The sequence below is a fragment of the Paenibacillus sp. FW507-14B1B genome (assembly GCF_058781425.1).
Genome location: NZ_JBYSWS010000001.1, coordinates 260,453 through 284,493, shown reverse-complemented (window position 1 = coordinate 284,493; position 24,041 = coordinate 260,453). Strand labels below are relative to the sequence as shown.

The window sequence follows — 24,041 nt, the reverse complement described above, 5'->3', positions numbered from 1 at the left end:
GATTCTTCGAAACAAGAATCAGCGAAAAAGCCTTGACTGCTGGGCAGCCAAGGCTTTTTATAGACAAAATTTAAAATAGATTATAATGAATACTTCTGCATATTAATGGTTCCCCGAGTCACTTCGATGCTGTAATAAGTGTTGATTTTTTTCACTTTAAGGTAAATGACCAGCATCTTTTCCTGATATGGGACAGCTGATTGATAAGAAAACTTACCTTGATCGTCCGCAGTAATCTCAAAGTCTTGAATGGCTTTCATTTTGCCGGTTTCGGGATCTTTTGTTTGGACCATTAATGTATGGGTTTCGCCTACTGAGCTTTGAAATTTCCCTTCTACGTTCAATTTCCCTTCAGCTGTGTACTCTACAATTATCGATTTATCTTCGAGCTTCGCAGGCTTTTGATAATATTCCTGAACAGGCATTTTGGGTAACGCCTCATCTGCTGTTTCAGACTTAGGACGTCCCTTGAGCTCTTTTAATTTAGGCTGAAGATAATGGAGTAATACAGCAGCGTCTGCGCGAGTAAGTATTTTATTGGATTCAAACCCTTGAAGGGATCTTGAAGTCACCCCTCGCATATAATCCATAGCTAGAACATACTGAACCGTAGCATTAAAGTTCTTACCATCTGCGGCTGTAATCATATCTGCGACTTTCTGTCTCGTCATGTTTTGATTTCTTAACTTCACATCTTTAATTCCTGCCAAAGGAATATTCCGGCTCTCAGCGATCTGATAAGCACCATCTGCCCAGTTCGTAGATTTCGCCGGCTTGTAAGCATCATAATGAATGTTTAACATTTTCAAGAACATAACCCAAAACTCTGCCTCACTGACTGTTTGTTGAGGTTTGAAGCTGCCATCCGCATATCCGGTCATGACTCCTGATTGCAGTGCCCATTCAATCGAAGACTTTTGTTCATGCTTTTGAATATCCTCATATTTAGATGCATTTGAGCCCGTATATTTTTTCATGATAAGCTTTTGAAGAACTGAGACTTTAATTTGGGTTTTTGCACCTTTAGGTGTACGAACCGTAACGGTATAGACCCCTGGACTTTTCCCCGTAACCAAACCTCCATCCGTAATACTCAGGCCACTATTCTTACTGCTAGTAAAGATAAGACCTGCAGGGTTTGTCAGCGTTGTTCTATCATCATATCTTCCTTGTATGTACAGCTGTTCCGGACTATTCGTATTGATAATAAGTTCAGGATATAACGTATCTATCGATTGCAGCTGTCTTCCTTTCCCCGTCTTAAACGACCAGGAACGGTTCACCTGTTTACCAGAATCGGCAAGTACGGCTTCTATAGACACTTTATAGGTATGATGACCTTCTAGTATCTCTTTAGGATATAAGAAGATTTTCTTACTCCCATATAATTCATGAAAATGAGGGACAACTCGTCCCTTTTCATCCTTTATAACTGCGTTATACGAGGCTATCTTCTCATTCGCAACTGCCGAAATAATGGTACCTGAAAAGTCAACGTCAAACTGCTGCAAGGGGTTAGGGATCTCATGACCGTAAAACCCAACAACAGAGTCCGTCATTCCATCATACGGATAGACCGTAAGATCATTAGTCACTTGAGGTGTACTTTGATATTCGCTTACTAGATCGACCACTGCCGTACCTTCCACTAAGCCGATCCCAATCTTCTGATAGCTGGAGTCCAGAATGATCACGCGATGGTAGGCAGTGTTAAGCCACTCTTTCATGGCGTCGGTGCTCGTTTTCTTTTGAAAACCCATCACTTCTCCGTATCCAAATCCAAATCGGCTCGGCGATTGATAACCGGCAGTTTTTATGCGATCTGAAGCGCTCTTCCCTGTAAAGCCTGGCTTGCCTTGCACCTGCTGGTGTGCACTCAGAGAAACCTTCTCTTCTTTATTCAGGTTATAGTATTTTGCATGGTCAATTGCTGCTTGCGTAACATGTGGATCCAGCGATACCGGTTTAAGACCGGCTTTGGATCTCACCAAATTCAGATAATCTAGTGCCTCAAGCTGATCCTTGGAGTATGATGTTACTCCTGATTCAGCATATGCTTGATATGTACCCGCTGATGAGATGCCATAAGAACTATGTAGTAGAATGCAGAGTGCTAGTACTCTTCCAATCCACCTTAATCGTGATTTTCTTTTGTCTAATGTTGATGCCACCTTCAAACCTCTCCTCTTTTAAATTATTTCATGTATACAATTGCTTCCAGCTATGTACAGGTACTATATCGGTATTTCAATGTGCTTTTCTTAGAGAAAAAAAGCATAGAAAAAAGCCGCCGTTAAGGCGACTCTCTTTCTACAAAATCGTAATATTACGGGTCTCGGACATATTCCCCTTATAATCCTCCAGTGCAATACTTAGGATTGAACCATTCTCAGGAACTGGTATCCCAATCAAATCATGAAAACCTCGAATGAAATAATCGGTTTCCATATCATTATACTTCTTCGTGGGTTGAAAGACTTCACCATTGATTGTAACGTACATATGCCACCAATCTTTGGAGGAGGGTACATCAATGCCTAGTGTATCTCCGTCAATATAGTAACTGCCATCGAACGGCTCCGAATACATATCTAGCATTTTCCCCGTAAAGCTGACCGTGTCAATGAATGAATCGTCCACTTCAAGACTGGATATATTCAATAGATATCGATCATCGTCTTTAACAGGAACTTCAAATGTGGTAGAACCCAAGTTCATATCAACAATCTGTGTGTAGGTATCTTTCCGACCATCGGTAAAACTTAAATCGAATCGAATTTTGCTACCGTGAGTTTGTTCACCCCATTGAATTAAAAAGCCTTCGCTATTCTCGTTAACGATCACATTCGATAAGAAGTATTCGCGATGAAGAGATATGATCGCTGGGTTACTTTCCGAATGATCAGAACCAACAGCCGTTAATTTAAGAGCTACAGCTTGTTTATCCAGCGATTTCACGTAGAATTGATCACCATATAATCCACCCAAAAACTGCTCTCTGCCATCCATCAGCTGTGCATATAGGTGATATTGCTTCACTATATTGTAATCTTCACGATTCCATATCAGATTGAACTCATTGGTATGGAACCGATTCTTAATCGCAAATCCTTCAGGTGTACTTGGTGTATAATCTTGTCCATCTGTAATTTTAAGTTCACCTATATTCACTTGATAGTTAAATATCGTCTCCCCTTTGGGATTGAAAATTAAACCGATCGCAGCAATCGTACGTTTCGCATAAGCACTTAAATCCAGCTGTGCTGTCTTGTATCCATAGGTTTTAATCCCACTACTTTGTATAGGAATGGCTTCAACATGATTCGGGGCATCTTTGAAGATCAATCCTAACTGAATCTCCGAACAGTCTTCCACTGACGTTTTATTGTATGTAATTAACGCAGTTGATGTACTTTTAACGTCCAGATCTGTTTTATAGAGGCGCAGGAAGTTCTTCGCATCTAAAGTTCCATTCACAACAAGTGAACAACCACCATTATAGGCGCCAATACGTTGATAGTTGAATTTATCGCCATTTTCTACAGCGTCCCCATAATCAAAATCGACTTGTAGCTTCGTTCCATCTGTATCAATCCACCACTGCCAAGTGGGAAGAATATCTTGTAAATTGATGTTGGACCATTTCTCATCATTCGAAACGGCTGCATTCACATAATATTTCATGCCATGACCCGTATTAAAGTTCGTTACGAAGGTACTTCCGTGAATGACTGAGCGTTCCGTAATATACCTGGATATCCCATTCCATTCAGAGGCATCTTCCACACCAATATCTGGCCTTGCATATCCAGGCTGTTTTTCTGTATTGGTTGGGTCCATCTTAACACCTGTGTACCACATGCGCTCACGCTCAGCAATTTTCCACTGATTATGATCATCTCTATTATTCTCAAGCGCAGACTGAACGAAATTCCCTCCTAGTGTAGCGATAGAAGTCAATGGATTACCTGTCTTTGGATCTAGAATTACGTCCATATTTCGTGTTGAGTTATGAGAACCACCAAATCCCCCCATACCTGCCTCAACACCGGAAAAGACAGTTTTTACAGGATCAATTCCTCTACGATGCGCTTCTTCTACGGTCTTCATAATGTAAGATTGATCTGTACTTGGTCCATTATTCCAACCATCTGGCGAATTCCAATTGTAGTTCATAAAGATAGAATGACACATAACCCCACCCATTTCTTCATCTCGAACAAATGAGCTATGAGAAGGAATCAATGAAGGCTGATAGGTCAGCTTGCCATGCTCATCATCCACCGTGTCATACCACTGCGTATATAAACCTGCATCAACTAAGGTTTTTGTAAAAGCCTTATAAATCTTAATATGTTCAGGCTTAATGGAGGTTTCCTGATTGATGAAATACCCGTCAAAGCCGAAGTACTCTTTCATTTCAATGAGCTTCTCTGCTACGGGGAATGTTCCATCTTCTCGCTGTTTTAACAATAGATCATAAGGCTGTCCACCACGGGGGATAAAAATACAACCTACGGATTTCACTCCATTCTTATGTGCAGCATTTGTATAAGCTGGATTAGGTAAATCTACAATTCCAAATTCAAATATTTTCTCCTCTCCGGTTTCCGAAGGGTCATATAAGTTTGGAGGTACATCTTCTGTTACCGTTCCATGCCATCCGCCATAATAATCCGTATATTGCCAAAAATTAAACAAGTAGTTCGAGAATTCGTTATTATAAGGCGTAGCACCTAGGAAATAAAAATCATAATCCCCTGTTAAGTTATATAACTCGGTATCAGGACTAAGTTTGGGATTGGCCTGCGTTGCTGCGAATGCATCATTTCTTTTTTGCAATGGTACAAAAGCTCTTAGGCGCTCAGCATTCGGATCCGTCTCTGGATTCCAATGCTCAATATCCACAGCTCGATATCCATGAGTAACCGGTTGATTCTCCCCGAAGATCACCTCTCTTGTTGGTCCTTTGTTATCTTCTGTCATCTCTTCTAACGCCAGGTTTGAAAGCGCACTCAAAACTGAGTTTGAAACTACTGAGTCTCTATGTTCCATGGATCGTTCCTCCTATTAAAGTCGATTTAATTGAGTCTAACCCCTAACCTTCCTCAATGACTATCAAACTCATATTCAACGTTAACCGCTTAAATCCTCTTCATTTGTTATGAAAGATCTATCCTAATAAAAAATGGCGGCCTCGTGGGCCGCCGTTTAAAAGTAAATTACGTCATCTCATCTACCACATTAATCAATCAGGATTCTTTAATCCGCCAAGCTAGAATACCAGCGTTCATACTGCGGCATGTTTCAAGCGCAGATACAGGTTGTGATAAATCTTCCCCCCAAGAAACAAAATACCGAAATTCGTAGAAACCACCCAGCGTGGCACGGAAATTTGTTTCCCAATAGTTATTCATCGGCCAAGCGTACAGATGTGCTGGGTCATCCTGCATACCTTCATCATCTTGCAGCATACGGAATTCATGCTTCAAGGAACCCAATTGAATAAGTGGTGTATCCGGCATTGCAATAGCAACCCCTTGATTCGCTTCGGTATAGACCGCCCCTTCACCCAAGCAATAGTAGTCTATTAAACTGCCCGGTAGTTGGTCGATACGCAGCCGAGTGGGTGCTTGAAGTTTATCTACCCAAAGTTCCTGTTGCCCCTCTTCGATCGGTCCACCGAATGGAATCGAAATATACATATTTTCTGGATCCCATACACTATTCTTATGCATACGCACCGCAACATCCATACGAGGTTTATCCGCATATGCAGTCACGAGCAGCGAGTAATGTTGACATCCGTCTACTTCATAAGTCAGTCTTACACTTGTGTATAGCTGACCTTTGTCTGCGACTTCTGCTTTTAGCAGTTTGCCAACAGAGACCCATGCATCTGGACTTTTACGATTGCGACCCATCTTGCGCCTGATATCATTCATTTCCTCCACTTTAGCCGCTTTTGTAACGTCGTAAACGGGGCTAAATGCATGATGATTTCGGTCTGCACGCAGCATCTCTTTACCTGTTTTCTTGTCCATCCATGAAACAATACCGTCTCCGAGGCGCCATTCCATCCGTACAAACGGTGTCTCAAGCGTTGTGTAAGTGACTTTGATAGCAGAAGTATCATTCGGGTCCGCAATGTCCGTTACTCGGTCTGATCCAAGTAAATCGGAACCGAATGCCGTGCGGTCTGCAGGTATCTGCGCGGCACGAATACGCAACGTGCGTTCTTCGCCAGGCTGCAATTTAACCGGAACCGTAACGATTGCACCTCGGTGTGCTACGCGAAGCTGGGCTGGATAAATATCACCCCTGACTTCATCGTATACTTCGAATCCATCACGGATTTCATCCAAATGCCAAAACTCCATAATAAAATGAGCGTAATCTTCTTGTACAAAGGAATACGGATTGTGAACACGGAAGCGCATTGGACGATTTGGTGCCAGCAGAGCATCACCTTTCGCCTCAAGTATGTCGTAGAGTGCTGTATGTGCCAGCGTACTTGCATTCGCTGCAAATGCATCTTTACGAACGCCAAGCTCCTGTACGAACGGATTCCACGGTTCCGAAACGGAGGAGTGATATCCCCAAGTATGCTCAGCGAACAGCATCAATTCATTCTCCATTTCCTTCATGGTCGTCTCCGATACAATTTCGCATGCAGGGTCTAAGCGTCTCACTTTCTCGTAAGCGCGCTGGGCCTCGCGGAATACTTGAACATGCATCGGTGTCGATCCCGTTCCGTCCGTCCACCAGTCTGGCCAGTCACCACGATAAACTGGAATATCATCCGAATACTTTCGAACCTCTTCAAAGAAATCATCCAGCGTTGCAGGCTGAATACAAATTTGGTCACCATGTTTCTCGTTCCACTTGTTTACAAAGTCCATCATTTCCGCATTTGGCGAACTGTTATCTGTAGGTAGCCCAGATAGCATGACTGGAATGAACGGGTATGGAAAACCATCCTTCTTCAGCCGCTCAAGATAACGATTGATTCGAATCTCTGCCATCTCAAACGTTACGCCGCCTTTAGAAGTGTCCATCTCGTCACGAATTGTATAATTACCACCAAGCCCCGGCTGGATACCGAGGTCATTACCGAACACGTAATGCTCGCCATTCCAGATCAGAATGCGATCACCTTTCGGTGTCTCCCACCAAAAAGGTGTCTGCTTCTTACGTAGAGGGAACATGGAGTGATGCGTATGAATACAAGTAATCATGTTGCGAATCCCCATGTCATGCAGTGATTGACCGTAGCCCCAGCTAAAGCCTGTAATATCTGCTGTCATTGCAGATTCTAGCTTCACATTAATTGATTTCGCATAGCTTCGAATTCGGCCAAGCATCGAGTCGAGTAATTCTTTACCAACCAACTCACTCATATTCAGGTAGGTTCCAGATAGACCGAAATCGCCTCTACGGAAAGCTTCTGCCAGCTCCTCGCGTTCTGTCTCGGTCGCTTTCTCCAAGAAGGTTTCAATCGGCCAAAACGTTTCACAAACCCATTTATATCCCTTCCAGTCTGGTCGATTACCAGATCGTATTTCTCGAATAATCCCAAGGGCTTGACGTATAAAATCAACATGATACTGACGTATCTTCTCTTGGCGCTCGGTGTAGCCTACATCTGTATGTGAGTGCTGTATCGCGTAGATCGTCCATTTAGCAGATTGTGTCATATGAAAAATCTCCTCTTATATAAGTATGGTTTACTATTTTTTCAGCTGTTGTCATCCTGGCAAGGAGATCATTCACTCGTTCTACTGTAGGCAATGATGCATTGCGATATAGATAATCCGTCACAGCTCGCCCTCCAATGTAATCCATAATTTTAATAGTTATCATACATTGTACTGAACTAGCTGGTACCATTCTTTAAAAAGATACGCCATTTTTTTGTACAATAAGGACATAATTATACGGAACATTGATATGCAGGATTAACACAAGAAATTAAAAGAGCTACCCATTTGCAGGCAGCTCATTCTTCGTGAATATTTATTGATCCTTATTTAGTAGTGATCGCATACAAACAGTGATCTTCCCGTACACCATTGATCTTTAAATAGTTGTGTGCAAGTCCTTCGTATCTAAAGCCTGATTTTTCTAGTACGCGAATCGACCTTTGCCATTGTGCTGCTCGTCTATGAAATACCCCAGGTACGCATTTTGGAAAGGACCTCTAACGATGCCCGTGAGTGCAATTCTTCCTATCAGTTCATCTCTCTCTTTCGTGAAGATTCCGTATGTATAGCCCGAATCCTGTAATCTGTTGTTCATTTCATATCATTCCATTCAAAGGTGAGTATAATATTCTATATATACAGTGTGATTAAGGAAGGAGTTTTAATGTGACTAATTACGAAACCCAATTGATCGACATTATTAATAGAGATAAATACATATTTTCAGTACTCGAAGCCGTTGAGGCACTAAATCTAAACGATGCCTGGGTTGCTGCTGGAATCCTTAGAAATAAAGTGTGGGATGTATTACACAATATACATACACCTATAAACGACATTGATGTTATATACTTCGATAGCACAGATACCTCATGGGAAACTGAAAAGGAATTGGAACAAAAATTAGAGACATTAATACCAAATCAACCTTGGTCTGTAAAAAATCAAGCACGTATGCATTTGAAAAATGGATTCGACCCTTTCAAGTCATCCATTGACGGAGTTGCTCATTTCACTGAAATCCCTACCGCAATTGCTGCCAAAAAGTGCAATAATGAGATGATAATTATGGCACCCTATGGACTTGAGGATCTATTTAGAAAGAAGGTTAAACCTACCCCATATTATCAAAAGAATAGCCAATTGCATTCAATTTATATAGAACGCATGCAAGAGAAAAAATGGAATGAAATTTGGGTTGATCTATCAATAGAAGTGTAATTAACCTACCTTCGCCCCATATGAAAGTGCAAACAATACAGCCTGCTCCCTGTCCATTTTCATACCATTCACCGAGAATGTTTTAAAATCCACACCTTCCATCTTCGCTCCTCTTACATCAGCACTCTGCAGCTTAGCTTTTGTTAGGACCGCCATGGTTAGGTCACAGTCTCTTAGATCAGCTTTTTCCAGATTGGCTCCCGATAAATCCGCTTCATAAAACTTAACCCCTCGTAAATCCTGTCTTACTAATCGGGTATGTCTCAAATTGGTGTATGACCAGTCTCCTTGAACGATGGACAGGCCATCCATATTAGCTTCTGTAAAGTCTGAGCCAGTCGTTTTACACACCTCGAATTTGGATACAAACAGATTGGCACCATTGAAAATGCAATTCTCAAATGCCGTTTCTTTATGAATAGAGCCATTTAATGTTGCTCCACGAAAGTCACATTCAACAAACCTACAATTGCTAGACGTGATTTCATCAAGTGATCCGTTAACGAATGAGCAATTCTTAAATGTACAACTTATGAGATCACCATATCTTAAGTCTTGTGTTCCAAAGTCGATACCTGAATACTGCTGATTACTATATTGAAACATTTGTTGCCTCCTAGAAAAGGTTAGTCATTCATCACTTATGATGGCTCTTCTTACTATACCATACGACTAAAAATGTACCTTAACGTAAAATTATCATTGACTTTATAAATACAAATTCGTATAGTACTAAATATTATAAAGATGATAAGAACTCATATAGATAACACAAAGATAGGGAATAGTAAGAGTGAATTATTAGGTAAAGAGAGCTGCGATTGGTGTGAAGCAGTCCAATAATACTCTGAACTCGCCCAGGAGTGGTAAGACAAAAAGAATAGGTCAACTATTCTCTATGTTTTAACGAGTAACCTTCGTTACAAGGTTTAAGAGCTGGGTTCATTCGTGAACCAACAAGAGTGGTACTGCGGTTTGCTTAAGGCATATCGTCTCTTCTTTCATAGAAGTATGAAGGAAGAGACGATATGCCTTTTTCTAATGCAATACGAAGAACATTTTAATTTATAGTTAAGATTATGATTGTTGGAGGAATTGTTATGGAGAGAGACAACCAGAAATTACAGCGGACAATGACTTCTCGTCATATTATGATGATGGCTTTAGGCGGAGCTATTGGAGCTGGCCTTTTTAAAGGAAGTAGTTCAGCTATTGATATGGCAGGTCCTTCCGTCATTATCGCTTATTTAATAGGAGGAATCATTCTACTATTCGTTTTACAGGGTCTCGCCGAAATGGCTGTACGTAATAGTAATGCTAGAACATTTAGAGATCTAGTAGAGTCAATCCTAGGAAGGTACCCCGCTTATTTTTTGGACTGGATCTATTGGAAAATGTGGGTGCTTAATATTACAGCCGAAGCCATCGTTGCAGCTATTTTTATACAGTACTGGTTACCAGAATATCCGATTTGGATTCTCGCTCTAGTTGTATCCATCATCGTAACTGCAATTAACTTATTATCCGTTAAAGTGTTTGCTGAAACAGAGTATTGGCTGGCTTTAATTAAAATAACGGTTATTGTTGTATTTATTATTGCAGGTTTTATTCTTTTACTCGTCAGCTTCGGTAATCATACAGCTGTTGGTTTTTCTAATTTAACAAATCATGGAGGATTCTTTCCGAATGGTCCTAGCGGTATTATTACAGCAATGCTTGTTGTCATTTACTCCTACGGAGGTACAGAAATCATAGGTGTTACTCTCGCAGAAACGAAGAACCCTGAAAAAGTTGTGCCTAAAGCGGTTCGTAATACGTTATTCCGGATCATTTCCTTCTATATTATTCCGTTCTTCATCATTGTCAGTCTAATCCCATGGACAGAAGTGAATGGCGTACCGGAAAGTCCGTTTGTGATGGTGTTTAACATGATAGGAATTCCTGGTGCGGATCACATTATGAATGCTGTTATCCTGCTCGCCATTATTTCATCGATGAATTCCGGTCTGTATGGTGCATCCCGTGTACTCTACACTCAAGCCATGGATGGACTGATCCCATCAATCTTTTCGCGTCTATCTAACAAGAAGGTCCCTGTGTACGCCATTTTAATATGTACTTCTTTTTTATATATTGGTGTGATCATTTCCTTATTTGCAGGTAGTAAGACATTCGACTATTTAATGGGGTCCCTTGGGTATACCGTGTTATTTATCTGGTTAATCATAGCGATTGCTCATCTGAAATCACGTAAGAAAATGCCTGGACATACTAGTGGCTATAAAGTGAAATTCTTTCCGTATACAACTTGGATCGCCATTATCGCTTTATGTGCTATTCTAATCGGTATTGTGTGTACGACATCGATCATTGTAACCAGTATTACGCTAGCCATTTACATCATCATTACGCTAACTTATATTTTCAAAGGACGCTTTCACAATATTTAGAGAAATGTGTCTCTCAGGTAATGTAGAATAAGGCAGTCACTCCCTCAAATCCGGGAGCGCTGCCTTATTTCATTGAGTGGACTTTACTTAAATTTAGAAGACCTAGTACGAGGAAGCACATACTGACGGCCCATACTATGCCAATCCATGCAAATGATAACGAGTTATACCATGAGCTAGTTTGTGCCCTTGTCTCGAGTATCCTTATACTTGCCAGTGCGCAAATACTGAATAGAACGAAGTGAGCAAGAATCCACCCATATCCCCTTTTCTTATGCTTCATCATTAAAGTAGTAACCACTATGATTGTAGGGACCATAACAATGAACAACCCAAGTCTTAAGAATAATAAGACCTCTTCTTCCAATAACAATTCTTTCACCTCATATTTCTTATCTATTCTTGGTTGATATCTTAATTGCTATGTACAATAGAAGCCCAAAGGTAGCTCCTCCAAGTAACACTATACCAATCTCACCTAAGAATAAAAGAATAAATGCAATACCCATGCCCATAATAATAAACCATAATATCTCCATCCAAAATTCCCTCCTTAATTAAGTCTTTTAACGTGAGTTCTATTTTCCTCTATGTTCCGAATCATTTGGGGCGTTGCTTCATAAAAGAAATGGACCAGCTTGTTCATTTGTTCCAAAAAATCTTTACTATCGGGCGGTCCTATATTCACTGAGGTTTTTTGACCGTTATATATTTCATTAAATAAAGGAACATCACGATTGTATTGCTCTTTAATATAAGTACGATGCAAATCACTCATAGCAATGATTACGTCATATTCATTAAAAAACCTACCATCAAACATTGTCCTGGTGAAACCAGTGGTGTCTATATTCAGTTCATTCATTATCTTAAAATGAATATTCGAATACTTGCTAATATCATTATTTGCTTGTATACCCGCAGAATTGACCTTTATTGAAGTATTACTACTTCTGCGAAGAAAATCCTTCATACAAAATTCAGCTATTACACTTCGAGTAAAATTATCAGTACACACAAACATAATATTCATTGAATGCAACTCCATTCTACTAATAAGTCTAATTAACAAGAATTTCAATCGGATCCATAGTTAATGTTCCATTCTGTAAACTACTAAACCCATCAAAATTCACAGATAGATCGTGTTTACCTTTTTTCGTGGCTATAAATTCATCTGCCACCTCCACGATTTGACCCCGTTAAGTACCCCTTATTCGTATAATTACGCTCTTCGTTACTACCTGAGAAGTAAAAGCGAATGATTGACTCTCCGTGAGTAACTTTTACGGGTTTAACACCCGTATAGGTTAGAGTTCCTTTCACTTCTAATACATCGCCAGTAGCTATAACTGTTGACGTTGTTACTTCGAGAACAAAATCAGATACTTCTATACGTTGAGTTATAGTATGTTCCGTTTTATCTGTTGAAGAACATCCTGCAAATACGGTGGAAACACCTATTACCAACATCAAGATGTAACTCCTAATATTCGCCACATATATCACCTCTCATTCTACAATGAATAATAGCTACCATGCATGATGGTAGCTATTTATATTGACTATGCATCCTTATGAGTCGAAGAATCATATTTTTCATTGCTAACTAATTATGTTCTATTAAATTTCCTTCGTTATCGTAATATTTATAATCAAATGCATAGCTTCCATCTTTTGAGTCAGGCAAATCGATCCAAGCAACTGATTTCTCATGGATATTAAAATTCTGCAGTATTTCTTGTTCATTTACTTGTAAGCGCATTTTAGCAATATCATTCGCTGGATTTGTAACTATCATGAAAGACATCGACTTGGATATATCTTTCGATTGCAGCACTAAAAAAGAAGCAAATGATTGATTCGAATTTTTCTCAATGTGTTTCCATTCGTAATTACCTTTTTGATTTTTGGTGAATTGAATATATGCAGGATTATTATCTATTAAAAAACCTACAACTCTAATGTCATTTATATCTTTGATCTCTAGTATTTCTATCGAATCATTTTCGTATCCTTCGATCGAGGTTATTACTTTTTTTATGGACTCTTCATCATTTCCATATGGTTTGTTCGACCTGTCCGAAGTGAAGTAAACTAACAACGCTATCAAGATTAGAATCGTCGTAATAAAAATAATACTGTTTGTGTTTTGTTTCCTTGTGAACTGCATGTGTCCCTCCTAGATCTTATATAATAGTAACCTCCACAGAGATTGACTTATTCACATAATAGACGAAGTACTCATGAAATAGTTGCATGATGAATTATTTGAGTATTATTCATACAAAGCCCTGTCGCTATGCAGATCTTTCATAAATAGTTCCTTAGGATATTGAATTGCTATTTCCGGAATTTCTTCTTCTGTAAAAAATCGAAGCTCTACTGCTTCTCCATCAAGTCCATTCAGTTCCCCATCAATAATTGAACATTCAAACACCGTTACAATATATTCAACTTGATGACCATTACGATATGTATACCGGTATTTCTCTCCACCAAAAACACCAAGAATCTGCTCAGTACTCACATGCAATCCCGTCTCTTCATATACTTCTCGCTTCACCGCTATAGACGGTGTTTCGCCCATTTCTATAGCACCCGCAGGTAACCCCCAAGTAACCTCATTTTCCTTACGTATAAATAAGATCTCATTCTTCTCATTTCTTACAACTGCTGCAACAGATGGCATAAACAATAAATCTGGTCCTAATTTATCTCTTAAATTCTTATAGTAATCTGACATTGGCATATTTCCACCCACAATTCTGTTTATTGTATGTTCTAACTTCAATTATAAGATAAAAGTAATTCTGCTGTTGTTAATTTTATACAACTAGTGATCATCCATAATACTCTAATAACAAATCATTGCTATGCTTCTGAAAGAAATACTATATTTTCCAAACTAAAAAGGAGTGTATTCATGTTTAACAAACGATTGAAAAAGGGCACGTCGATGATTCTAGCACTAGCTCTACTACTTGGGCTGGTTGTAATCCCGAAAAGCGCGCCAGTCTTTGCTGAATCATTAGAAGGTTGGGATATCTTACTGGAAAAGAATTCGGAATGGAAATACAATGACCAAGGAAATGACCTTGGCACTGTTTGGCAAGCCACCTACGATGATTCAAGCTGGAGTCAAGGAATGGCCCCCTTCGGCTACAAAGATAATGGCAGTATGATCGCCACAGATAAGTTTGGGCCACTACAAACAACTACCAGTTACGGCAGTGACAAAAAAATGAAGCCACGCACTACATATTTCCGCAAAAATATAAATGTGAATGCGGAGCAGATTCAAAACTATGGACAAATCCTCGGAACCTTTGCAATCGATGATGGTGCAGTCCTTTATGTAAATGGTCAAGAAGTGACTCGTTTCGGAATGCCGGATGGTCCGATCGACTTCTATACAAAAGCTATTTCGAGTAAAGATCTTCCCGTTATTTATTCAGATATCGATCTGACGAATTCTCTTAAAGCTCTACTACGGGATGGAGATAATGAGATCGGAGTAGAAGTTCATCAGCAGAGTGATGGTAGCTCGGATTTGTACTTTGATATGCGTCTGGATGCACATGAAGATGCTCCACCTGTACCTACGACTGAAGTAACAAAAGTTACGGTTACTTTTAAGGGTGACCCTAAGACTGCTAAAGGATTTACATGGTTCACTCCTAAGCAATCGGTAAACAGCGATCTTCAAGTTGTTCCAAAAGGAAGTGATCTACCTGATTTTAATTCCGCCATGAAGTTCGTAGGTAGATCAGAATCAGCAAAATACTCCGATGAAATTTCACATAAGGCAGAAGCTACAGGACTACAACCCAAAACTTCTTATTACTATCGTGTGGGAGACGAAAGCTTAAATATATGGAGTGAAGTCGGAGTATTCACAACGGCACCTGAGAACGGAGCCTTTACTTTTGTCGATCTATCCGATACCCAAGCTCAGAATGAAGAAGAAGCTGCACTATCTGCAGCCACGATCTCTAAAGCTATGCAGACCGTACCTGAGGTACAATTCTTCATGCTAAACGGCGACATTGTTGAACGTGGTTCTAATGAACAAGAATGGGATTGGTTGCTTGGCTTCTCGCAAAATAGCTTACTCAATACAACCATTGCTCCAGCAACAGGAAATCATGAGAAAGAAAAGTATTCTTTCAACCAACATTTCAATATATTATCTCCTCCAGGCTCATCTACTGAAACAGGTGAGTACTATTCGTATGATTACAGTAATGCTCATTTTATCGTACTGAATACGAATGAGAATTCCTCGGATTTTCGTAATTTCTCTCCTGAGCAAGTTGCTTGGCTGAAAGAGGATGTTCGTCAGGCTAAAGCTGCAGGAGCCAAATGGATCATTGTCAATTTACATAAAGGTCCTTATACAACAGCTAGCCATGCGACGGATAGCGATATCATGGGACCGGGTGGAGAACGTACGACGATTGCTCCTTTGATGAATGAGCTTGGTATCGATCTTGTACTTCAAGGACATGATCATATCTACGCAAGGTCTAAGCCGATTCTTGCAGATGGTACCGCTGAGAATGTAGAAAAAATCACCGAAACTTATCAAGGACATACTATTGAATATGCCGTTAAACCTAACGGAACAATCTATTACATTCCTTCTACGGCGGGTGCGAAAGTCTATTCCAAAAATAAAAGCTCTCTCTTGGGAGATAACTACTTCAATTTATTTGAGCGGGCTGAAGAGAACCATGCCTTTAAGAATGGAAGTCTTCAGCGCGGACTGGTTCAGAATTTTGCAAGCATTACAATTGACGGCGATAAACTCAGTGCATTAACCTATGAAATCGATCAAAGTATTAACAATGCGACCCCATTTATTGTAGATCAGTTTGGAATTACCAAACAGGATGAACCGGATTACAGCAATGAGAAGATTAGCAAAATAACTGCTACTTTTTATGGAGATACGAAGTCTTCCAAAGGCTTTACGTGGTATACGTCCACAAAGCTAACGGATTCAACTGTTCAAATCACGAAACAAACGGATTCAGAACCTGACTTTAGCAAAGCAACTATATTTACAGGCTCCTCTGCTCCATCTAGCAATTCCAGAGACGAACTCGTTCATAAAGCAGTGGCCACTGGACTTGAAGCGAATACTACGTATTATTATCGGGTAGGCGATAAAGAACGCGGGGTTTGGAGTGATGTTGGCACCATTCAAACTTCAGCAGCAAGTGGTGCTTTTACATTCATTGATCTTGCAGATACACAAGCTAAAACTTCAGATGAAGCTGAATTATCTGCACAGACACTTGAAAAAGCACTTCAAACCGTCAAGGATGCTCAGTTTGTCGTTCACAATGGAGATTTGGTGGATAAGGGCACTAAAGAAGAACAATGGGACTGGTTGCTTGGCTTCTCTCAAAAGAGTCTATTAAATACGACCTTCGTACCTTCTGCTGGTAATCATGAGGATGAGAATTTTGCTTTCTATGAGCACTTTAATATTAATGAACCTAAAGGTTCCGCTACGGAAACTGGAGCTTACTATTCCTATGATTACAACAATGCTCATTTTATCGTACTGAATTCTAACGAAGATTCAGAAAAATATGCAAACTTCTCCGAAGAACAAGTCGAATGGTTAAAGAAAGATGCCATTGCAGCCAAAAAAGCAGGTGCGAAGTGGATATTTGTCAATATTCATAAGGGACCTTATACGACCTCAAACCATGCAACTGACTCTGATATCATGGGGGCTAACGGAGTTCGACAGCAGATTGCACCCCTTATGGCTGAACTGGACATTGACTTTGTTATGCAAGGACATGACCATATTTATGCCCGTACCAAACCGATTACTAAAGATGGTAAAGCAACATCTCCTACAAAAATAAAAGAATCCTTACATGGAGAAACCATCGAATACAGTGTTAATCCAGATGGTAGCATCTATGTCATACCAGCGACAGCTGGACCAAAAGTATACTACAAGAACGCTAGTGATACACTTGGGGAAAGCTATTATAATCTCTTCGACCGAGCCGAGGAGAATCATGCTGCTATCTATGGTCCAGATCCAAGTGATAACCGTAGACCCAAACGGAGCCAGGTTCAAAACTTTATGGGTATTACAGTAGACGGTAACAAGTTTACAGCTGTTACTTATGAAATCGATCAGAATAAAAATGATGCGAAACCATTCATTGTAGATCAATTTGGTATTATCAAAAAAGATTCGGAGCCTTCTACACCGGGCCCTGGAACAGGTACGGACAATGGTAGCAATCCCACTACTCCAGGTTCTGGTTCTAGTGGCGGAAATTCTTCCGGTGGTGGAAGTAACACAGGATCAGGCAATACGAATGGCAACAATACTGGTTCGAATAACAACAATAGTGGAACCAACAGTTCGAACAACGGAAGTACTACTGGAAATGGAAGTAGTTCTACAGGGAATGAGGGAACCGGCACCACTCCGGTTGTACTTAAAGACATTTCAGGACACTGGGCAGAAAGCGCCATTCAAGCCGGTATTACAGCGGGGTACATTTCGGGTTACAGCGACCAATCGTTTAAACCGAACGCAACCATTAACCGCGCGGAATTTATTACGATGCTAGGTCGTGCCTTAGGGATGAATAACCAGATGAATAACCTTACATTTAAAGATGTGAAGAATATCCCAGCTTGGGCTAAGCCTTATGTTTCTTCCGCTATCGAAGCAGGAATTGTTAGTGGTTATGCGGATGGTACATTCAGAGCAGATAAGCAGCTCAATCGTGCAGAGGTAACCACCTGGATGGTTCGTGCTGCAGGACTAAAGGTAAATGCTAATGCATCCCTCTCCTTCTCAGATCGTAAATCTATCCCGGCTTGGGCAGTACCTTATATCGCAACAGCTGTTAAGGAAGGTCTTGTTGGCGGGGTAGGACAGAATCGATTTGCTCCTCAGCAGATTGCTACACGCGGCGAAGCAGCAGCCTTTATCGCGAAACTGTTAAAAGTGAAGAACTAGGCTTAGATCTAATGTAATGCGACAACACCTCCCTCTCAAAGTATAAAGAGGGAGGTGTTGTTCTTCTCCCCAAACATTCATTAAATCCTGGTGTATCTTTTATATATTTAGAAAAAAAAGCGTGAAAGGAATAATTTTATGTTTGGATTATGTGAAAAAAGACCCTATCAGCACTTTGGTCAACCCGAGAGGTATAGTCAACGCTCGCCCACGCGGAATTGGATTATATCCATTTGTCGATAACCATATTTTCCTTCGTAGCGTTTGTACACTATACAGATCAGCCGTTTGTCTTCGGCATTCCGGTCATTCACTTTTCGCTTCCAATAGCCATGGTATCCACTTGCAGAACTGGAAAAGTTCAGTTATTTGCCCTGGTTTCGCAGCTTCTTCGTAATTGTGAAGTGCTGTTTCTTATCTCGATCTTTATCTTGAATGTTGAAATGCTTGTTAATTCGCCCTATTCCAGTTTTCCTAAACATGCAGGCGAATCTCCTCTTTTTTACTTCTTCTGAAAATAATTTATACCTTTGACCGTCTGCTACATAAAAATGCACCCCCTATAATTCATCGGAATAACCTAGGGGTTTTTCCAATGTCTTATTCTAAGGGGTGCACTTCACTCGTCCATAAATTCCATTAAGGAATGGTTCATTTGGACGCCAAAGAGGTTCGTATTAAAATATTCGATTAGACCGAAGTAAGACTTCGAAAAGGTTCGTCATGAAGCGTTTATTGCAGCATCGAACTAATAAATAGGGTTAGTTTCTAAAGCAAATGGAAGAGTTTAATTAAAGCTCCCCTTGTGTAGTCGCCAATTTGACCGACAACAAGCCTGAAAGTGCTACACTGTTTGCTGTGGAGACTGCAACATAAAAATCTCCAGTTGACCAAGCAGCAGTTCCAATTAAGTACCCTTGACTATTAGCTGCTACTTTAAAATTCATCTTTTCCGTTCCCGTAAGACTGCCTTGAGTAACTCGGACAGTCATTTCCGCATTAGTATTATTTTGAACCCAGACTTTCACCCATCCATAGCCCTTTGGGATAGTGAATTTTGGTTTTACCCCATCTTTAAGTTGATTGTTATAAATCACATTTGAAGTATCATAAGGTGTGATTTCTGTTGAATCTATCAAACTTAGACTAGGGATTGGTGCAGGAGAAGCATTTTCGTTAGCAAATACAGAGGAACCGCTCACCAACAAAGTAGCAGCCATTGTAGCAGTTGTTGCAAATTTCATCATTCGATTCATCGTCTTATTATTCCCCTTTATCAAATAATTTTAGGTATGATTGGGATGTTTACCAAATCATTCCTTATAATTAAAAATATAACATCATATTTAATATTTTACAAAGCTTATTTTCTTTCATAGCAATTTCAATTTCGTTATTACGGTCTAATAGTAACAGCGCATAATGAAGACTTTTTAAGAATTACAAAGTATGAGGTATGGGGATGCCACTATTTTTATAGAAGGGATTATTTATCCATTCGTTTTAATCAAATCATACTAATCAAATTAGACACTATATATGTGTTTGAAGATTTCTGCTCCTTCACTTTTTAATCAATAAAAAAACCATCTCAAAATGTGATGGTACTAAATTTCTTAATATATTGTTTTTAGTGGGGATTCTAATTCGGATTGTCTTTAATAATATTCTTTCCAAGCAATCAGCTCCTACTGAAATCAATACATTGATTATAAACGTTAAAAAACCCAAAGTGGATCCTTTTCTCAAAGAATCCACTTTGGCTCTACGTTTCAAATTCATTTATTCTACAAATGCAATCTCACGCATTACGATTTTGTTCTCCCATTTCGTATTGACGGATTTGATATTGATTTTGATAGCAGAACTTGTTAATGGCTGTTGTAGATTAACCCTTACCGTTTCACCTGCTTCACGATCACCAACACTTGTCCAAGGGATTGTATACTCTACGCCTTGGTCTATCCAGCTACTGGTCTGCGCATTCCACGATGAAAGTGTGAACGAACGAATGCCCTGTCCATTCCCGTAATTGGCTGAGAATAACATAGATGATATCGTCTTTTGACTACCGAAATGATAAGAGATGAAAGCGTTGGCTGGGAGTGGATTCATAACAGCCGTCCAAGCCGACGAATTCGAAGTGGTATCGCCATCAAATAAGAGATCTAACTTGTTTGGATTTAGATTCGTATCCCAAGAGGTAGGGTTTATTGTCAACGTCGGTGTGCTCAATCCTTGCGTATTGGAAGGAATATTCGGGAGCACTCCATTCTTAATAATACTCTCTCCTCTAGCTAATTTCTCCAAATCCTGAGCTGAGATTGGATCCCATCGTACAAACTCTTGAGTGACGACTCCATCATTATAAGTAACATTCGTGTATGACTTCGTGCCAGGTAAATTCGGTTCTGTAAAAGTCTGTCCTTCTTGTCCAACCACGGCAGAGATATAAGATTTTGGTGTGGATGAAGGAGGTACTGACATCGTAACATTCGCTATATTAGTAATAGCAAGTTGTTCGGGCGGCAGTGCTACATGACCTTGAGGAATCGGCTTGTATACACGTACATAATCTAGACGGAATGTATTAGGGTATGGTTTACTCACCCATGGTCCTGTCCATCCCCCCGCTCTCTTCTCATATAATGAGAAAAGTTGAATCATTGGATAGCTAATATTCACGTTTCTTTCGCCTGTCTTTACACCATCAACGTAAAACTCCATTTTGTCAGGCTGGTTTCCACTCCCTGCACCCTCAACCCAATTAAAGCCGTACGTATGAAATTCATTATGAAAATCCTTATTGTTATTCGTGTAAGTAAAGCCATTGCCCTGAGGCGCATCAGGATCACCCCAGCGATGAAATGCAACTGGCACTTGATGAGCATTCAAACCCAAAATTTCAAAAATATCAACTTCTGCAGATTCTTTCGGTGTATCTTCAAATCCTAGAAGCCACCAAGCAACATGTCGTGATGAGCCAGGCTGTCCCATCGCACGGATCTCATAATAACCATATTTATTAATATGCGTTAACTCAGTCTCCAATGGATTTCTAACAACATTGTTTCCATTCCAATTATGAAGACCATTCCTGTTTCCTGTTGTAAAGCCTGATACTACGGTTTGTCCATCAAACTCAGGTGCCCATGGTTGGGTATTAGCCATGATTTGCAACTTCATGAGACCATTCTCCATCACGTATGTCGGCTGAGCCCACTGTGGGGTCTTCGTCCATGAAGATAGATACTTGTCTACCCACTTCTGTTCATCTAAGGTGTTCCCCTCAAATTCCTCCTGAAATATCAGCCGGTAACCCGGCTTCTCTATTGGAGACGGAGATGATTCACGAAACGTAATATAATCAAGACCAGGGCCATTCTGTCCCGTAGGAGCAAAGAATTTAATCGTGTTTTCCTGTCCCGCCGTAAGTTTCACTGGAAGTGTCTCAGTCGTAAATGTACCCCATCCGCCACTATTCAGAGAGGATATATGCTGCGGAGCCTGTTGATTAACAGAGAACATTAAATTTCGAATCTCTCCTGATCGGTAACGAATGCTCATGTCAAAAGTTGTACCTTGTGGAGGCGTGACTCGAACAGTTAGACTATTCGCTTCTCCGTTATCAATAAAACTAACGGTTTTCCCCGAATTCCCTATTACAACTTCCTCTTTTACTGTACCTGTCTTTGATCCACTTTCGGCTTCAACTTGCTGGGACCATTCAGTAGCTCCGTGGGCTAATGTTGCAGGAATCAATCCTGCTAATAATGCTAGCGACACTGGAACTCTGAGTACATTTCTTACCGATCTCCATGACATTTAACTTCCTCCTTAGACGAGTTTAAATATATTATCCTTTTACTGCACCAGCCACTACACCATCAATAATGCTCTTTTGCATGATGAGGAAGAAGATGACCAGTGGTAAAGTGGACAACACCAACATGGGGAAAAACGATGTCCAATCCGTAGAGAATGGACCGACATTTTTGTAAACCTCTTGAAGCAAGACCGCTTTATTCGGATCCTGTAAAAACAAGAGTGGTGTTAAGAAATCGTTCCATATGGCTAATGCATCCAAAATCGCCACAGTAGAAACAATCGGTTTCAGAAGCGGGAATATAATGCTCCAGAAGGTTCTAAATGTACCGTATCCGTCAATGCCTGCTGCTTCTTCGAGCTCGATCGGAACCGTATTAATAAAACCTCGAAACAAAAATATAGATAAGGGAAGATTGATACAAAACACATCAATTAATATGACACCAGGAAGTGTATTCATTAAATGTAAACCCGCAATGATTTTATAAAGCGGGATGATCGCAATTTGAAAAGGGATAATGAGTCCAACCATAAAGATGGCGAACATCCATTTAAAGATGCGCTTGTTGCTTCTTGCAATAACATAGGCTGCCATTGAAGAAATCAGCACAAGTACAACAACGGCAATACCTGTAATCAAAAGGTTGTTCATAAAGGCCCGTGGATAATTCATGGCATTAAACGCTTCGATATAGTTGCCTAAACTTAAGCTTTTAGGTATTCCAAGCGGACTTTCCGTCGCCTCAGCAGGTGTCTTAAATGTGGTTACGAGCAAGTAATAGATAGGGAGCAGCATGACCGCACCAATGACTGCAAAAAGAAGGTTCATGCCCATAGATTGTAATTTTCTCGTTTGGCTCATGCTATTTTCTCCTCCCATTTGTTTAAGAAGAAGGTGATTAATTGGGTCAGGACGAAGACGATCACGAAGAAGACAACGGCAAAAGCCGAAGCATACGCGGTACGTCCTGAATTAAATCCTTCCCGGATCAGCGTGGTCATGATGGTTTCGGTTGCATACCCCGGACCACCTTTTGTCATCGCGAATACGACGTCAAACACTTTCAGACCACCGATTAGGCTCATAAGAATATTGAATGATGCCGCCGGATATAACAATGGAAGCGTAATTCTACGAAAAGTCTGAATTTTACTAGCGCCATCAATGTCTGCAGCTTCATAAAGTGAAGAGTCGATGCTTTTTAGATTGGCGATATAGATAACCATGCTCCATCCTGTCCACTGCCATACTTGAGTGGCCAATACGGAATATAGTGCAATCTTTCCATTTCCAAGCCAGTTGACAGGTGTACCCCCGAAAAACTGGATGATATTATTTAAAAGTCCGTAATCGGCAGAAGTCATAATATATTGGAACAGAAAACCTACAACGAGAATACTGAGTACTGCCGGTAAGAAGAAAATCGACTTAACCATGTTAGCCATGATCCCTTTTCGATTAAGCAGTACTGCAAATACGATAGCAAGACCATTTTGGATGACTGTAATGACTAAAGCATACGTGACTGAGTGTTTAATCGCCGCAATATTCTTCGTGTCATTAAATAAACTTACGTAGTTATCCAAACCTACAAAATTATAATTCGGTTTATATACAGACCAGTTGGTTACGCTGTATCCAAAACTCATGACCGTCGGTAAAATGAATAACATTAAAAAGCCGATGAAGGCCGGGAGTATCATGAATAGGAAAACTCTGTCTCTTCGTTTAGCATTCACTGGTGTCTCTCCTCTCCTATTTAAGCCAGAGAGAAATAAAAACCGGGTAGCTCTGATTCAAGCAGCCGGTTTCTATTTCGCACAAGGCCC

The 24,041-nt window shown here is 40.2% G+C and carries 16 protein-coding genes, 1 pseudogene and 1 other annotated feature; of the genes and pseudogenes, 3 read left to right on the top strand and 14 right to left on the bottom strand.

Going from position 1 to position 24,041, the window contains the following annotated elements; genetic code table 11:
• Positions 1-80: 80 nt before the first annotated feature.
• The 4 genes and pseudogenes from AC3WJJ_RS01185 to AC3WJJ_RS01170 all read right to left on the bottom strand — a co-directional run.
• Positions 81-2,171, bottom strand: coding sequence for a CAP and S-layer homology domain-containing protein (locus tag AC3WJJ_RS01185; RefSeq protein WP_492537263.1), 2,091 nt, complete (start codon positions 2,169-2,171; stop codon positions 81-83).
• Positions 2,172-2,310: 139 nt separating this feature from the next.
• Positions 2,311-5,055 carry an endo-beta-N-acetylglucosaminidase gene (locus AC3WJJ_RS01180; protein ID WP_492537262.1) on the bottom strand — a complete coding sequence of 915 codons (2,745 nt, stop codon included), beginning with the start codon at positions 5,053-5,055 and terminating at the stop codon, positions 2,311-2,313.
• A 197-nt stretch (positions 5,056-5,252) separates the two neighbouring features.
• Positions 5,253-7,697: a glycoside hydrolase family 38 N-terminal domain-containing protein gene (locus AC3WJJ_RS01175; protein WP_492537261.1), complete on the bottom strand. Its 2,445-nt coding sequence runs from the start codon at positions 7,695-7,697 to the stop codon at positions 5,253-5,255.
• A 329-nt stretch (positions 7,698-8,026) separates the two neighbouring features.
• Positions 8,027-8,274, bottom strand: a pseudogene (locus AC3WJJ_RS01170) (GNAT family N-acetyltransferase); the annotation flags it as partial.
• 95 nt (positions 8,275-8,369) lie between these two features.
• On the opposite strand from AC3WJJ_RS01170, the gene AC3WJJ_RS01165 reads away from it, so the two are divergent.
• Positions 8,370-8,924 (top strand): nucleotidyltransferase family protein, encoded by a 555-nt coding sequence (locus AC3WJJ_RS01165; RefSeq protein ID WP_492537259.1) that lies wholly within the window; start codon positions 8,370-8,372, stop codon positions 8,922-8,924.
• Here AC3WJJ_RS01165 and AC3WJJ_RS01160 read toward each other — a convergent pair whose 3' ends face one another.
• Positions 8,925-9,530 (bottom strand): pentapeptide repeat-containing protein, encoded by a 606-nt coding sequence (locus AC3WJJ_RS01160; RefSeq protein ID WP_492537257.1) that lies wholly within the window; start codon positions 9,528-9,530, stop codon positions 8,925-8,927. It lies immediately after the preceding gene.
• Between the two features lie 159 nt (positions 9,531-9,689).
• Positions 9,690-9,924 (top strand) — a binding site (T-box leader).
• Positions 9,925-10,024: 100 nt separating this feature from the next.
• Between AC3WJJ_RS01160 and AC3WJJ_RS01155 the strand changes: the two genes are divergently transcribed.
• Positions 10,025-11,374, top strand: a complete 1,350-nt coding sequence (locus tag AC3WJJ_RS01155; protein WP_492537255.1) for an amino acid permease — start codon at positions 10,025-10,027, stop codon at positions 11,372-11,374.
• Between the two features lie 392 nt (positions 11,375-11,766).
• Here the strand turns inward: AC3WJJ_RS01155 and AC3WJJ_RS01150 are convergent, their stop codons facing one another.
• From AC3WJJ_RS01150 to AC3WJJ_RS01130, 5 genes are all read right to left on the bottom strand, one after another.
• Positions 11,767-11,913, bottom strand: a complete 147-nt coding sequence (locus tag AC3WJJ_RS01150) for a hypothetical protein (RefSeq protein WP_492537253.1) — start codon at positions 11,911-11,913, stop codon at positions 11,767-11,769.
• Between the two features lie 14 nt (positions 11,914-11,927).
• Positions 11,928-12,407, bottom strand: coding sequence for an arsenate-mycothiol transferase ArsC (locus AC3WJJ_RS01145; protein WP_492537251.1), 480 nt, complete (start codon positions 12,405-12,407; stop codon positions 11,928-11,930).
• 140 nt (positions 12,408-12,547) lie between these two features.
• Positions 12,548-12,847 (bottom strand): hypothetical protein, encoded by a 300-nt coding sequence (locus AC3WJJ_RS01140; RefSeq protein WP_492537249.1) that lies wholly within the window; start codon positions 12,845-12,847, stop codon positions 12,548-12,550.
• 136 nt (positions 12,848-12,983) lie between these two features.
• Positions 12,984-13,547: a hypothetical protein gene (locus tag AC3WJJ_RS01135; RefSeq protein WP_492537247.1), complete on the bottom strand. Its 564-nt coding sequence runs from the start codon at positions 13,545-13,547 to the stop codon at positions 12,984-12,986.
• Positions 13,548-13,652: 105 nt separating this feature from the next.
• Positions 13,653-14,126: an NUDIX domain-containing protein gene (locus AC3WJJ_RS01130; RefSeq protein WP_492539533.1), complete on the bottom strand. Its 474-nt coding sequence runs from the start codon at positions 14,124-14,126 to the stop codon at positions 13,653-13,655.
• 174 nt (positions 14,127-14,300) lie between these two features.
• On the opposite strand from AC3WJJ_RS01130, the gene AC3WJJ_RS01125 reads away from it, so the two are divergent.
• Complete coding sequence (locus tag AC3WJJ_RS01125; protein ID WP_492537245.1) at positions 14,301-18,383, top strand: S-layer homology domain-containing protein; 4,083 nt, start codon at positions 14,301-14,303, stop codon at positions 18,381-18,383.
• Between the two features lie 791 nt (positions 18,384-19,174).
• On the opposite strand, the gene AC3WJJ_RS01120 is transcribed toward AC3WJJ_RS01125, so the two are convergent.
• From AC3WJJ_RS01120 to AC3WJJ_RS01105, 4 genes are all read right to left on the bottom strand, one after another.
• Positions 19,175-19,639, bottom strand: coding sequence for a hypothetical protein (locus AC3WJJ_RS01120; RefSeq protein WP_492537244.1), 465 nt, complete (start codon positions 19,637-19,639; stop codon positions 19,175-19,177).
• A gap of 526 nt (positions 19,640-20,165) precedes the next feature.
• Positions 20,166-22,208 carry a family 16 glycosylhydrolase gene (locus AC3WJJ_RS01115; protein WP_492537242.1) on the bottom strand — a complete coding sequence of 681 codons (2,043 nt, stop codon included), beginning with the start codon at positions 22,206-22,208 and terminating at the stop codon, positions 20,166-20,168.
• A 31-nt stretch (positions 22,209-22,239) separates the two neighbouring features.
• Positions 22,240-23,073, bottom strand: coding sequence for a carbohydrate ABC transporter permease (locus AC3WJJ_RS01110; RefSeq protein WP_492537240.1), 834 nt, complete (start codon positions 23,071-23,073; stop codon positions 22,240-22,242).
• On the bottom strand, positions 23,070-23,951 hold the full coding sequence (locus AC3WJJ_RS01105; protein WP_492537239.1) for a carbohydrate ABC transporter permease: 882 nt from the start codon (positions 23,949-23,951) through the stop codon (positions 23,070-23,072). Before AC3WJJ_RS01105 ends, AC3WJJ_RS01110 begins: the two co-directional genes overlap by 4 nt.
• Between the last annotated feature and the right edge of the window lie 90 nt (positions 23,952-24,041).